At 61.7% G+C, this 13,544-nt stretch carries 10 protein-coding genes and 1 pseudogene; 6 read left to right on the forward strand and 5 right to left on the reverse strand.

Features of this window, described 5'->3' with window-relative positions:
* Positions 1–26: 26 nt before the first annotated feature.
* Positions 27–1,244 carry a XylR family transcriptional regulator gene (locus PQQ95_RS30400; RefSeq protein WP_408444382.1) on the reverse strand — a complete coding sequence of 406 codons (1,218 nt, stop codon included), beginning with the start codon at positions 1,242–1,244 and terminating at the stop codon, positions 27–29.
* Between the two features lie 330 nt (positions 1,245–1,574).
* On the opposite strand from PQQ95_RS30400, the gene xylA reads away from it, so the two are divergent.
* The 4 genes from xylA (at position 1,575) to PQQ95_RS30420 (ending at position 6,966) form a co-directional block, all read left to right on the forward strand.
* On the forward strand, positions 1,575–2,897 hold the full coding sequence (gene xylA / locus PQQ95_RS30405) for a xylose isomerase (RefSeq protein WP_408444385.1): 1,323 nt from the start codon (positions 1,575–1,577) through the stop codon (positions 2,895–2,897).
* 187 nt (positions 2,898–3,084) lie between these two features.
* A complete protein-coding gene (gene xylF / locus PQQ95_RS30410) occupies positions 3,085–4,113 on the forward strand; it encodes a D-xylose ABC transporter substrate-binding protein (RefSeq protein ID WP_408444387.1) in 1,029 nt (342 codons plus the stop codon).
* An 88-nt stretch (positions 4,114–4,201) separates the two neighbouring features.
* Positions 4,202–5,770 carry a D-xylose ABC transporter ATP-binding protein gene (xylG, locus tag PQQ95_RS30415; protein ID WP_408444390.1) on the forward strand — a complete coding sequence of 523 codons (1,569 nt, stop codon included), beginning with the start codon at positions 4,202–4,204 and terminating at the stop codon, positions 5,768–5,770.
* Positions 5,767–6,966, forward strand: a complete 1,200-nt coding sequence (locus PQQ95_RS30420; protein ID WP_408444392.1) for a sugar ABC transporter permease — start codon at positions 5,767–5,769, stop codon at positions 6,964–6,966. The genes xylG and PQQ95_RS30420 overlap by 4 nt, the downstream gene beginning before the upstream one ends.
* A gap of 73 nt (positions 6,967–7,039) precedes the next feature.
* Here the strand turns inward: PQQ95_RS30420 and PQQ95_RS30425 are convergent.
* Positions 7,040–7,309, reverse strand: a pseudogene (locus PQQ95_RS30425) (helix-turn-helix domain-containing protein); the annotation flags it as partial.
* A 422-nt stretch (positions 7,310–7,731) separates the two neighbouring features.
* Here PQQ95_RS30425 and PQQ95_RS30430 point away from each other — a divergent pair.
* Both PQQ95_RS30430 and PQQ95_RS30435 read left to right on the forward strand, forming a co-directional pair.
* Complete coding sequence (locus PQQ95_RS30430; protein ID WP_408444395.1) at positions 7,732–10,002, forward strand: xanthine dehydrogenase family protein molybdopterin-binding subunit; 2,271 nt, start codon at positions 7,732–7,734, stop codon at positions 10,000–10,002.
* A gap of 26 nt (positions 10,003–10,028) precedes the next feature.
* Complete coding sequence (locus tag PQQ95_RS30435) at positions 10,029–10,490, forward strand: (2Fe-2S)-binding protein (RefSeq protein ID WP_408444398.1); 462 nt, start codon at positions 10,029–10,031, stop codon at positions 10,488–10,490.
* 263 nt (positions 10,491–10,753) lie between these two features.
* Here the strand turns inward: PQQ95_RS30435 and PQQ95_RS30440 are convergent, their stop codons facing one another.
* From PQQ95_RS30440 to PQQ95_RS30450, 3 genes are read right to left on the reverse strand one after another with little or no spacing between them, the layout of a single operon-like run.
* Positions 10,754–12,292, reverse strand: coding sequence for an efflux transporter outer membrane subunit (locus PQQ95_RS30440; protein ID WP_408444401.1), 1,539 nt, complete (start codon positions 12,290–12,292; stop codon positions 10,754–10,756).
* Entirely contained in the window at positions 12,289–13,308 is a 1,020-nt protein-coding gene (locus PQQ95_RS30445) for an efflux RND transporter periplasmic adaptor subunit (protein ID WP_408444404.1), read from the reverse strand. The genes PQQ95_RS30440 and PQQ95_RS30445 overlap by 4 nt, the downstream gene beginning before the upstream one ends.
* The gene (locus PQQ95_RS30450) at positions 13,305–13,514 is read right to left on the reverse strand and encodes a DUF1656 domain-containing protein (protein ID WP_115778589.1); all 210 of its coding nucleotides are present in this window, start codon (positions 13,512–13,514) and stop codon (positions 13,305–13,307) included. The genes PQQ95_RS30445 and PQQ95_RS30450 overlap by 4 nt, the downstream gene beginning before the upstream one ends.
* Positions 13,515–13,544 lie beyond the last annotated feature (30 nt).

A 13,544-nucleotide genomic window follows, 5' to 3' on the forward strand; every position in this document is an offset into this window, starting at 1 on the left:
GTGGAGATAAGGGGTGAAAGGCATGCTCAGCCGGGCGTTGTCGTCGAATTCACACGGTCCTGGTATTCGCGCGGCGTACAGCCGAGTTCGCGGCGAAATACCGCGTACATGTATTGCAGCGACGTGAAGCCGCAACGAATTGCCACCTCGGCGCTCGACGCATCGCGTTTGGCAAGCAGCGCTTTTGCGACATCGAGTTTGTGACGCAGGATTTCCTGATGCACGGTGCACTGTCGTTCGCGCCGGAAGTACTCTTCGAGCGACGAACGCGACACGCCCACGTAATCGGCCACCTGTTCGGTGCGAATGCCCTGACACGCATACTGGCGGATGAAGTGCCGCGCGCGCATCACGTACGGACTCGCGAGCGGCTGGTGCTTTGTCGATTCGAGCACATTGATGCCGACCGGCGGCACGAGAATGCGCCGCCCCGGAAAACGCGCGCCGTGCAGCATTTGATGCAACAAGTGGGCAGCGGTACGGCCCATTTCCTCCGTGCCCTGAATCACGGAGGAAAGCGGAATGCGGGTCAACGTGCGCGTGAGCGGATCGTTGTCGATGCCGATGATCGCCACTTCTTCCGGCACGGGAATACCCGCGATCAAGCAGGCCTGCAGCAGATGCCGCGCGCGGGCGTCGGTAACGGCGATGATGCCGACCGGCTTCGGCAACTGGGCGAGCCATGCGGTGAGCTGCTCGGTGGCCTGATTCCACGACGGCGCACTGGTCGACAGGCCGCGATAGATCTCGGTGCCGATCTGCCCGGCGCTGTGGCCGTCCGCGCTGCGCAGGTGAGCAAACGCCAACTCACGTTGCTGCGCCCAGCGATTTTCCTGCGCCTGCGGAAGGCTGTACAAGGCGAAATGCTCGAGTCCCGCGCCGATCAGATGCGTGTAGGCGAGCGATACGAGCTTGGCGTTATCCGTTGCGATATAGGGTAAGTCCGGAGGGTAGTGCGCCGGATCTTCGAACGACGAACCGACCGCCACCACCGGCAACGGACAATCGCGCAGCGCTTCGCCTACGGCGGGATCGTCGAAATCCGCAATGATGCCGTCGCCGTCGAAACGCTCGATCCCCGTCAACCGGCAGCGGAAATCTTCTTCGAGGAAGAGATCCCATGCCACGCGCGTCGACAGCAGGTAATTGCCGATGCCGGTGATGATCTCGCGGTCATACACCTTGTTCGCGTTGAACAGCAGCGCGATCCGATGGGTCGTCTGGGGTGTTTGCGGACGGGTCATGGCAATGGGCGGCGCGCGGATCGTCGGGATTCGCAGCGCCTTCGTCTCCTGTCGGCCAGAGTGGGTGCTTTAGCGCCTTACTCGGGTCCCATGCAAGATGGTTGCGGTTGGGTGCGCGCCGAATGCGGCACCGTTTTTAAGCGTCTGGTTATTCTAGGCCGCGAAGGTCGCGCCGGTGTGAAACAAACGCACGGGCGGTAAGAAACATCAAGCCCGCTGCGCAATTTCGCAATTGCCGATGCATCCTGCAAGCGTCAGCATGGCGTCACCTTGTCGACCGGCGCGGCGATGCCGTGCGGGTTGCAGTGCAGCATAAAACAGGAGACGCTGATGTCCTACTTCGAACACATTCCCGAGATCCGCTACGAAGGCCCGCAATCGGATAACCCGCTTGCGTATCGCCATTACGACAAGAGCAAACGCGTGCTCGGCAAGACGCTCGAAGAACATCTTCGCATCGCTGTGTGCTACTGGCATACGTTTGTCTGGCCGGGCGTCGATATCTTCGGGCAAGGGACGTTTCGGCGTCCCTGGCAGCAGGCCGGCGACGCGATGGAACGGGCGCAGCAAAAGGCTGATTCTGCATTCGAGTTTTTCTCGAAGCTCGGCACACCGTATTACACGTTTCACGATACCGACGTCGCGCCGGAAGGTGACAGCCTGAAATCTTATAGCGAGAACTTCACACGCATTGCCGACTATCTCGCCCGCAAGCAGCAGGATACCGGTATAAAACTGCTGTGGGGCACGGCGAATCTGTTCTCGCATCCGCGTTACGCGGCAGGTGCCGCGACCAGTCCCGATCCGGAGATTTTTGCGTTTGCCGCGACGCAGGTTCGTCATGCGCTCGATGCGACGCAACGGCTCGGTGGTGAAAATTATGTGTTGTGGGGCGGGCGCGAGGGCTACGATACGCTGCTCAACACCGACCTCGTGCGCGAACGCGATCAGCTTGCCCGTTTTCTGCACATGGTGGTCGAGCACAAACACAAGATCGGCTTCCAGGGCGCGTTGCTGATCGAACCGAAACCGCAGGAGCCGACCAAGCATCAATACGACTACGATGTGGCGACCGTACACGGCTTCCTGCTGCAATACGGGCTGGAGAAAGAAATTCGCGTGAACATCGAAGCCAATCACGCGACGCTTGCCGGTCATTCATTCCATCACGAGATCGCCACGGCCTACGCACTGGGTATTTTCGGTAGTGTGGATGCGAATCGCGGCGATCAGCAAAACGGCTGGGACACGGATCAGTTTCCGAACAGTGTCGAAGAGTTGACGCTGGCTTTTTACGAAATCCTCAAACACGGTGGCTTCACCACGGGCGGGATGAACTTCGACGCAAAGGTGCGGCGCCAGAGCGTCGATGCGGAAGATCTGTTCTTCGGCCACATTGGTGCAATCGATAACCTGGCGCTCGCCGTCGAGCGTGCCGCGACGCTGATCGAAAACGACCGGCTCGAACAGTTCAAACGTCAGCGCTACGCGGGCTGGGAGTCGGAGTTCGGTCACAAGATTCTGAAGGGCAACTATTCGCTCTCGACGCTGGCCGAAGATGCATTGACGCGCGGTCTGAATCCGCAGCACGCGAGCGGTCGGCAGGAGCAGTTGGAAAATGTTGTGAATCAGGCGATTTACAGCAAGCGCTAAAAGGTAATCGCGAAAGGTAGTCGCGAAGTAACGCCTGAAAGAAGGTGGGCAGTAATACAAAAAGATCGCGCGGCCACGTTGACCGCGCGAATAAAAAGAAGCTTTGGGTTGTCGCTTGTCCGGTTCTGCGGCTCGCAGCGCAGACTGTCCAATCCGGTATTCCGGCTATCAGAACAAGGAGTGAGACATGAAATTCGCAACGCGTCGTACCGTACTGAGTTCGCTCGTGTGTGGAGCGGTGCTCGCCAGCCTGTCGCTTGTCGCGCCGCTCGCGCACGCAAGCAAGGACCACCCGGAAATTGGCTTTTGTATCGACGATCTGCGTGTCGAACGCTGGTCGCGCGATCGCGACTATTTCGTCGCAGCGGCAGAAAAACTCGGCGCCAAAGTGTCGGTGCAATCCGCTGACGCGAGTGAAGAGCGACAGATTTCGCAGATTGAAAATCTGATCTCACGCGGCGTGGACGTCATCGTGATTGTGCCGTTCAATTCGAAGACGCTCGGCAATGTGGTCGCCGAAGCCAAGAAAGCGGGCATCAAGGTCGTTTCGTATGACCGCCTGATTCTCGATGCCGACGTGGATGCCTATATCTCGTTCGACAACGAGAAGGTTGGCGAACTGCAAGCGCAAGGTGTGTTCAACGCGCAACCGAAGGGAAACTACTTCCTGCTTGGCGGCGCGCCGACCGACAACAACGCGAAAATGCTGCGTGAGGGGCAGCTCAAAGTGTTGAAACCCGCGATGGACAGGGGCGATATCAAGGTCGTCGGTCAGCAGTGGGTGCCGGAATGGAGCGCGTCGACGGCGCTGCGTATCGTTGAAGATGCACTCACGGCGAACAACAACAAGATCGATGCCATCGTCGCCTCGAACGACGGAACTGCCGGTGGCGCGATTCAGGCGCTCGCCGCACAGCATCTGGCGGGCAAAGTGCCGGTGTCGGGTCAGGATGCCGATCTTGCCGCTGTTAAGCGCGTGATCGCCGGCACGCAGACAATGACCGTCTATAAACCGCTGAAGCTGATCGCCGGCGAAGCGGCGAAACTCTCCGTCGCGCTTGCGAAGGGTGAAAAGCCGGCCTTTAATGCACAGTACGACAATGGCAAGAAGAAGGTCGACACGGTGCTTCTGCAACCCACATTGCTCACCAAGAGCAATGTCGATGTGGTCGTCAAGGACGGCTTCTACACCCAGGCCCAGCTCGCGAGCCAATGAGCGTAACGTGTGCGCGGTTCAAGCCGGTAGGCCTGGTATGCGCCAGGCGCATCGGTGCGACCGCGCGCCTTGCTGCGAGGCATAGCGAATGAGTGAACCACTACTGACGATGCGCGGCATCGTCAAAGCGTTTTCCGGCGTGAAGGCGCTCGACGGCATCGACCTGACGGTGGCGCCAGGCGAGTGCGTGGGTTTGTGCGGCGAGAACGGCGCGGGTAAATCGACGCTGATGAAAGTGCTGTCCGGCGTCTATCCGCACGGCACCTGGGATGGCGAAATCATCTGGGAAGGTGAGCCGCTGAAAGCCGCGAGCATCAGGGACACGGAACGTGCGGGCATCATCATCATCCACCAGGAGTTGATGCTGGTGCCGGAGCTTTCGGTTGCGGAGAATATCTTTCTCGGCAACGAAATCACGCTGCCCGGCGGCAGAATGAATTACGCCGCAATGTATCAGCGCGCCGACGAACTGCTGCGCGAACTCGGCATCAGCGGAATCAACTCGGCGCAACCGGTGATGAATTACGGCGGTGGCCACCAGCAGCTGATCGAGATCGCAAAGGCGCTGAACAAGCGCGCGAAACTGTTGATCCTCGATGAACCGTCTTCGTCGCTGACCGCTACGGAGATACACATCCTGCTGGATATCGTGCGCGATCTGAAACGGCGCGGCGTCGCCTGTGTCTACATCTCGCACAAGCTCGACGAAGTCGCGGCCGTGTGCGACACGATCAGCGTGATTCGCGACGGCCGCCACGTCGCGACCGAACCCATGCGCGCGCTTACCACTGACCGCATCATCTCCCTGATGGTGGGCCGCGAGATCAAGAACCTGTTTCCGCGTGAACCGCATCCCATCGGCGACGTGATCTTTGAAGCGCGCCATGTGACCTGTTTCGACGTCAGCAATCCACGCCGCAAGCGGGTGAACGATGTGTCGTTTTCGCTGCGGCGTGGCGAGATTCTCGGGGTTGCCGGTTTGGTCGGCGCGGGGCGTACGGAGCTGATGCAGGCGATCTTCGGCGCGTATCCCGGTGTGAGCGAGGCGACGGTGGTAATGGATGGCAAGCCGTTGAAAATTCACGCGCCGGTTGATGCGATTCGCGCCGGTATCGGCATGGTGCCGGAAGATCGCAAGCGCCACGGCATTGTGCCGGGTCTAAGTGTCGGTCACAACATTACGCTCGCGGTGCTGCAACGCTTCGCGAAGGGCGGCCGCATTGATTCCGCCGCCGAACTCGATACGATTCACACGGAGATGAAGCGGCTTTCCGTGCGTGCGGCGCATCCGATGCTCTCGATTGCGAGTCTGTCGGGCGGCAATCAGCAGAAAGCCGTGCTGACGCGCATGCTGTTGACCGACCCGAAAGTGCTGATTCTCGACGAGCCGACCCGAGGTGTCGACGTGGGCGCGAAGTTCGAAATCTACAAATTGATTTTTCAGCTGGCACAGCGCGGCATGTCGATCGTGATGGTGTCGTCGGAATTGCCCGAAGTGCTCGGCATCAGCGATCGCGTGCTGGTCATCGGCGAAGGCGAATTGCGTGGCGACTTCGTCAACGACGGCCTCACACAAGAGGACATTCTCAGCGCCGCGATCCGCCCCGTGCAGCGATCCCTCAACCCAACCGCATCAACCGAAGCGAGTGCCGCATGACTCCCGACGTCACTTCCCAACCCACCGACGGCGCCGCGTCGCGAGGCGCATTCGGCGGCCCGCAGCGCATTCAGCAACTGTTCGCGCGTTACAAGATTCTCGCGTTGCTGATCGCCGTGGCCGTAATCTGGATTTTCTTCTCCTTTCTGACGCACGGTGCGTTCGTCACGCCGCGCAATCTGTCGAATCTGCTGCGGCAGATGTCGATTACCGGCATGCTCGCGTGCGGCATGGTGTTCGTGATCATCGCGGGCGAGATCGATCTGTCGGTTGGGTCGTTGCTGGGTTTGCTCGGCGGTGTCGCGGCGATTCTCGATGTGAACCGGCATTGGCCGATTGGCGTCACCGTGCCTGTGGTGATGCTGCTTGGCGTGCTTGTCGGCATGTTCAACGGATGGTGGTCGACGTACCGGCGTGTGCCTTCGTTCATTGTGGGCCTGGGCGGCATGCTTGCGTATCGCGGCATTCTGCTCGGCGTCACCGGTGGTTCGACGATTGCGCCGGTCTCCGACGGGTTTGTCTTCGTCGGTCAGGGTTATTTGCCGCGCCTTGCGGGGGACACGCTCGCCGTCGTGCTGTTTGTCGTGCTGGCCTTTCTGACGGTGCGGCAACGAAGCAACCGCGAGCGCTATAAATTGCGCGTGGTGCCAATCTGGCAGGACGTCGCGAAGGTGGTCGGGGCAGGCGTGATTCTGGCTGCGTTTGTCGCCACGCTCGATCGTTATGGCGGGATTCCCGTACCGGTTTTGCTGCTGCTCGCACTGCTGGGCATTTTCACGTGGATCGCGACGCAGACTGTTTTTGGACGACGTATCTATGCGGTGGGTTCGAACCTGGAAGCGACGCGGCTCTCCGGCGTGAACACCAATCGTGTGAAGCTGGCCATTTTCGCGTTGATGGGATTGATGTGCGCGTTCGCCGGGATCGTCAATACGGCGCGGCTCGCGGCCGGCTCACCATCGGCGGGATCGATGGGCGAACTCGATGCGATCGCCGCGTGCTTTATTGGCGGGACGTCGATGCGAGGCGGCTCCGGGACGGTCTATGGCGCGTTGATCGGCGCACTGGTGATGGCAAGTCTGGACAACGGCATGTCGATGCTGGATGTCGACGCGTACTGGCAGATGATCGTGAAGGGCAGCATTCTTGTGCTGGCTGTGTGGATCGATGTCGTGTCGGGGTCGAACCGGCGGTGATGCGCTAAGCGCGGTCGTTACACGCTGCGGTCTTGGTGCTCGTGGCGTTTGCTACTGCGCTCGCCGGAGCATTCAGGATGTGCATCTCCATATGCATGTCCGTCGCTACCGCCATATTCACCAAGGCATCGAGCGAGAACAGATTGATCTTGCCGCGCATGAGATCTGATACACGTGGCTGAGTGACGCAGAAATGCTTGGCGGCTTCTGCCTGACTCATTCCGATGCGGGTGATATGGTCCTTGAGCGCCATCATCAGCACCGATCGAAGCTTCATACTCTGCGCCTGTTCAGGCGTGTCTTCGATAGCGTCCCAGACGCTTGAAAATGTTTGGTTGCTCATGACTTAACCTCTTTCAATTCACGATAGCGCCTAGCCAATTCAGATCTGCTTTACTGGGGAGTCGCAAGGCTCATTAGCTCCGCCCCAATCATGCGCGAGAGCGGACGGCAACTTGTTTAGAAATGTAATCAGCGACTTGTGCCACTAGCAAAAATCCGCCATCTCCCGCATTTTTCTGCCGTTCAAGCCCGTTGCACTGCAGCGTGCCACCACGCGACGAATAAGATTTAATGAACTGACACACGGCTTGCCTCCGCCCGTACCGTGAAGGCATCTGTCCACACCGTGCAGTTCGGCTGAAATGCTGACTTTCAGTCCCCCACCCACTCCCCCGTCTTACTACTGTTACGACGAAAGAACCCCCGCGCCAGCCCGCGCTTTCACTGCGTCCCCGCCACCGTGCAAGCTGATCGAGCCATACGATGTTAAAGCGCAGAACTTTCCTGCTAGGCGGCGCCGGTACGCTTGGCGTGCTGCTCGTCGGCTGGTCTGTACTGCCACCGGGTCAGCGCCTGACTCCCTCCACGCCGCTGCCGGCCGAAGGCAACCAGGTCGCGCTTAACGGTTGGGTCAAGATCGCCGCGGACAACAGCGTCACGATCATGATGTGCAAAGCGGAAATGGGGCAGGGTATCCACACCGGCCTCGCCATGCTGCTGGCCGAAGAACTCGACGCCGGCTGGTCGCAGGTTCGAGTGGAAAACTCGCCGATCGACAAGATCTACAACAGCGTGCAGAACATCGTCGACGATCTGCCGTTTCGCCCCGACGACGACAGCACCGTCAAGCGCGCCACGGTCTGGATGACCCGCAAGCTGGTGCGCGATGCCGGCACGATGATGACGGGCGGTTCATCGAGCATCAACGATCTATGGACGCCGATGCGCGAGGCCGGCGCCTCGGCGCGTGCGATGCTGATCGGCGCGGCGGCCGCGCAATGGAAGGTGCCGCCCAGCGAATGCCGAGCGGAAGGCGGCTACGTCCTGCACGCGTCAGGGCACAAGGCAAGTTTCGGCGAACTATCCGCGATGGCGGCACAGCAACCGCTGCCGCGCAAGGTCGCGCTGAAAGATCCCGCCGACTTCAAGCTGATCGGCAAACCGATGCGACGCATCGAAGCCGCATCGAAAATCAACGGGACGGCGCGCTTCGGCATTGACGCGCTGCCGGATGGTCTCATCTACGCCAGCGTGGTGATGTGTCCCACATTAGGCGGCACAGTGGCGCATTTCGACGCCTCGCCTGCCAGGACCATGCCCGGCTTCATCAAGGCGTTTTCGCTCAGTCCCTATGCCGGCGGCAGCGGTGGCGTCGCGGTCATCGCGGACAATCCGTTTCGCGCGATGAACGCGGTCAGCGCCATCAACGTGGTGTGGAATGACGGCCCGGCAGCCACGCTGTCGAGCGCGAGCGTGGACACCCAGCTCGCGCACGCACTGGACGAGAGCGACGGCCATGCCTACTTCCATCGCGGCGACGTCGACGCCGCATTGAGCGGCGCGGCGCGCACCGTGACCGCCGAATACCACGCACCGTATCTTGCCCATGGCGCGGTCGAACCGGTGAATTGCACGGTACAGGTCACGGACGGCGCAGCCACCGTTTGGGTGTCCACGCAAGTGCCGACGCTCGCAAGGCAGCACGTCGCAAAAGTGCTGGACATCGACGCCGACAAGGTCGACGTGCAAACGCAACTGCTCGGCGGTGCTTTCGGGCGCCGTCTCGAACTCGATTTCATCGCGCAAGCCGCAGCGATTGCGCGCGAGGGTGGCGGCCGTCCGGTGCAGACGATCTGGTCGCGGGCGCAGGATTTCACTCACGACTTCTATCGTCCGGCGTGCGTGTCGCGCCTGAAGGCTGGTCTCGACAAAGACGGCAAGCTCGTCGCGTGGCATGCCACTTCAGCGAGTCAGGCGATCGTGCCGGAATCGCTCGCGCGCTACTACGGCGTGCCGCGCATTCCGATCGACAAGACCACGTGCGAGGGCGCGTTCGATCAGCCCTACGAATGGCCCGCCGCGCGCGTGGCGCACAAGATTGTCGAACTGCCGATCCCGATTGGATTCTGGCGATCGGTCGGCCATTCGCATCAGGCGTTTTTCACGGAGGGCTTTACCGACGAACTCGCCGTCGCCACCCGTCAGGACCCGATTGCGTTTCGCGCGGCGCTGCTCGTGCAGCATCCGCGCCATCTGGCGGTGTTGAAGCGCGTTGCGACCTTATCCGAGTGGGGACGTCCCATGACGCGTGCCGCCGACGGCATCAAGCGGGCGCGCGGCGTCGCGCTGCACGAAGCGTTCGGCAGTGTCGTCGCGCAGGTGGTGGAGGTATCGATCGGCCCGAACAAGCAGATTCGCGTGCACCGGGTGGTCTGCGTCATCGATTGCGGACTGCCGGTGAATCCGAACCTGATTCGTCAGCAGATGGAGAGCGGCATCGTGTTCGGACTGTCGACTGCGTTGCAGGACGAAATCACCATCGACGGCGGGGTGGTGACGCAGAAGAACTTTGTCGATTTCCCTGTCGTGCGGATGAACGATTGTCCCGTGATCGAAACCGACATCATGCCGAGTCAGATGCACCCGCAGGGCGTCGGTGAACTGGGCGTGCCGCCGGTCGCGCCGGCGGTGGCCAACGCGGTGTTCGCGCTGACTGGCCAGCGCTTGCGCGCGTTGCCGTTGAGGCTCGCGTGACCCGCATGGGATTGACGGAGACAAGCATGGGATCGTTGAACATCAATGGCCGCACAGTGGCCGTGCAAGCCGAACCGGATATGCCGCTGCTGTGGGTGCTGCGCTGCGACCTCGGCATGACCGGCACCAAGTTCGGCTGCGGCGTGGGTATTTGCGGCGCGTGCACGATTCATCTGGACGGCAAGGCGGGGCTTGCCTGCCAGACGCCGATGTCGAGCTTGCACTCGCAGAAGATCACGACTATCGAAGGCGTGCAGGGTGCGGAAGCTCAGGCGCTCAAAGCGGCATGGATCGATCTCGATGTGGTGCAGTGCGGCTATTGCCAGAGCGCGCAACTGATGGCGGCCTGCGCGTTACTCAAACAGAAACCTGATCCTACCGATGCGGACATCGATGCGGCGATGTCCAACATCGTGTGCCGTTGCGGCACGTATCCGCGGGTAAGGGCGGCGATTCACCAGGCGGCCGCGAAACGGCGGCCCGCTTAGGGCCGGCAACACCGCAGGCGCAGGCGCCTGGGTGAGCCATCCGCGCGCCCATCGTGGCTTGGCTTAGTTCGCCAGCATCTCCACGACTGCAACCACTACCGTGAAAACGCCGATACAACCGCCCAGCGTGGCTGCGCCTTGCATGAATTGCGACATACGTGACCCCGTAACGTGGTGTTGAGGCTCGTATTTAACCTGAATTGAAAGGTAAAAGAAAGCTTGTCAATAATAGTGATTTACCCGAATGAGCCGAGATGAGAGGGTCAAGGCGCCTGGGTAGCGGCTGTCGGGACGGCCTTGGCCGTCGGTGCAGCGGGAGCCGGAGTCGCAGCGTCAGACATCGCAGCCCCGGGCGCCGTCTGCCCATCGTTCTCCCACCCGCCGCCGAGAGCGAGGAACAGGTTGACCTGATCGATCGCGACCTGACCTTCCGCGGCCGCCACTTGAGACTTCGTCGAGGTCAGCGTGCGCGTTGCATCCAGATCCGAAATAAACGACTCGCGTCCCGCGCGATACAGCCGATGCGTTTCATCCGCCGACTCGGCGGCCGACTTCAGCGCGGCGCGCAAAGCGTCGGCGCGGGCGTAGTCGGACGCATAGGTCGCGAGGCTGGTTTCGGTTTCGCGCAATGCGGTCAGCACTACGCCATCGAACTTTGCCAATGCCACATTGCTCGACGCTTCCGCCTCACGCACACGGCCACGCGCGCCATTCGTGGGGAAGGTCCAGCTGATCAGCGGACCGAAAGCCCAGCGCGCTGTTGGTGACGTGCCGAGGTCCTCCAGAATCCCGGTCAAACCCGCCGACGCCCCGATGCTCACCGTCGGATACAACGCGCCCGTCGCCACGCCGATGCGCGCCGTCGATGCCGCCAGTTGACGCTCGGCCTCGCGCACGTCCGGGCGGCGCTTGAGCAGCGCGGCGCCGTCACCGACCGGAATCGGCTGACGGATCTGCGGCAGCGTGTTGCAGGCCAGCACGGCCGGCGGCAAGTTGGATGGCGCGCGTGCGAGCAGCGCCGCGAGCCGGTATTGCGCGATCTGGCGGCGCGCCGTATAGCGCGGAATATCCGCCGCCAACGTATCGACCTGAGTCTGGCCGCGCGTCACATCGGGCTGATTGCCGCGGCCCGCGTCACGTAACCGGCGCGACACGTCCACGCGTTGCTTCTGCAATGCCAGCGACTGCTGCGCAATCCTGAGCTCCTCGGCGGCCGAGCATTGCTCGACATACGAGCGCACCACATCCGCGACCACCGTGATCCGTGCGAGATCGCCGGCCGCCTGCACGGATTCCGTATCCGCCGACGCCGCTTCGACACCGCGCCGCAGCTTGCCGAACAGATCGATTTCGTACGAGATGCTGATGCCGATATCGCCTTCGTTGGCGACGGGCAGCTTGTTGAAGAGCAGGTACTGTTCGGCCGATTCCTGCGCCCGCTCGACGGCCGCCGACGTCTTCCCGGAGAAGCCGCCCTGCGCCTGCGCGACGCCCAGTGCTTCACGTGAACGCGCGAGGTTGGCGGCGGCGACGCGCAAGTCGGTATTCGATTGCAGGGCTTCGTCGACGAGGTTGTTCAGCACCGGATCGTCATAGAGCTTCCACCAGACCGCGGGCACGTCCTGACGCGTGGTCAGCCTGGCGTCGGCGCCTTCGATCGGTGCATTGGCGAGCGGTGCATTGACCAGCGCCTGCTTCGGCAGCGAGTAATCGGGGCCGACGTTCACGCAGCCGTTGAGCGCAATGGTCAACGGCAACAGAGGTAACAGCGGCAGTAAGGGTAGGGCGCGCGACGGCTTCATTGCGACGCGCCCGACATGACGGCAGCCGAAGCGGGCTGCGTAGCAGAAGCAGCGGAGGCAGCCGGAGCCGCAGACGCAGCCGAAGATGAAGCCGCCGACGCATCCACCGTACCCGACGCGCCCGCAGCCGGACGCGGCTTGCCGGTCGGCGACAGATCGCGCACCGACACCGTCGCGGTGCGTCCGGCGATCATGCGGAAGTCGGCAGGCACTTCGTCGAGTGCAACGCGGACTGGAATGCGTTGCGCGAGCCGCACCCAGCTGAACGCCGGGTTCACGTTCGGCAGCAGGTTCGACCCTTGCGTGCGGTCCCGGTCTTCAATCCCCGCGACGATGCTTTGCACGTGACCGCGCAGCACGTTCGGCTCGCCCATCACCTGGATATCGACACGCTGGCCGATGTCGATGCCGTGCAGCTTGGTCTCTTCGAAATAACCGTCGACGCGGAACGAATGCATATCCACTACCGACAGCACAGCCCGGCCCGCCGAAACGAATTCGCCGGTACGCGGCGCGCGGTCGTTCAGATAACCGTCGACCGGACTCACGATCGTGGTGCGTTGCAGATTGAGCTTTGCCGTATCGATTGCGACGTTCGCATCGGCAAGCGCCGCTTCGGCCGTTTCGACACGCGAGCGGCTTTCTTCAGAGATTTCCGCGGCGACCAGGTTGCCGAGCTGGCGATTACGCGCGTCTTCACGGCGTGCCTGATCGAGGGTGGCGCGGCGTTGTTGCGCGGTGGCCTGCGCCTGGCGCAGGGCGAGCGCATAGCGGGCCTGATCGATCACGAACAACACCTGGCCTTGTCGGACCTGCTGGTTGTCCACCACGTCGACCGAGGAAATCAGCCCCGAGATATCCGGCGCAACCTGAATTACGTCGGCGCGCACGTGACCGTCGCGAGTCCACGGCGCAAACATGTAATAGGCGACCAGCTTCCACAGCACGAAGGCTGCAACCACGACGACGATCAGGGTCAGCAGAATTTGACCGACGGAGAACCAGGTTTTTTTCACGTTATTAGTCTGTGCGAAACGACGACGACAAGGCCCAGCACCAGCACGTAGATGCCGAGATCGAAGATGGAGCGATGCCAGACGAAGCGGTAAAAGCCGACGCGTGCGAGCACCGTGCGAATGGCCAGGTTGATCAGATAGGCGACCAGCATCAGCACGAGCACGGCCGGCACGAATACGCCGAAGATATCGATTTCACCGATCATCGCGGGAACCGGCAAAGGGGGATTGGGTTG

The sequence above is a fragment of the Paraburkholderia caffeinilytica genome, assembly GCF_046030355.1.
Taxonomy (GTDB): Bacteria; Pseudomonadota; Gammaproteobacteria; order Burkholderiales; family Burkholderiaceae; genus Paraburkholderia; species Paraburkholderia caffeinilytica_B.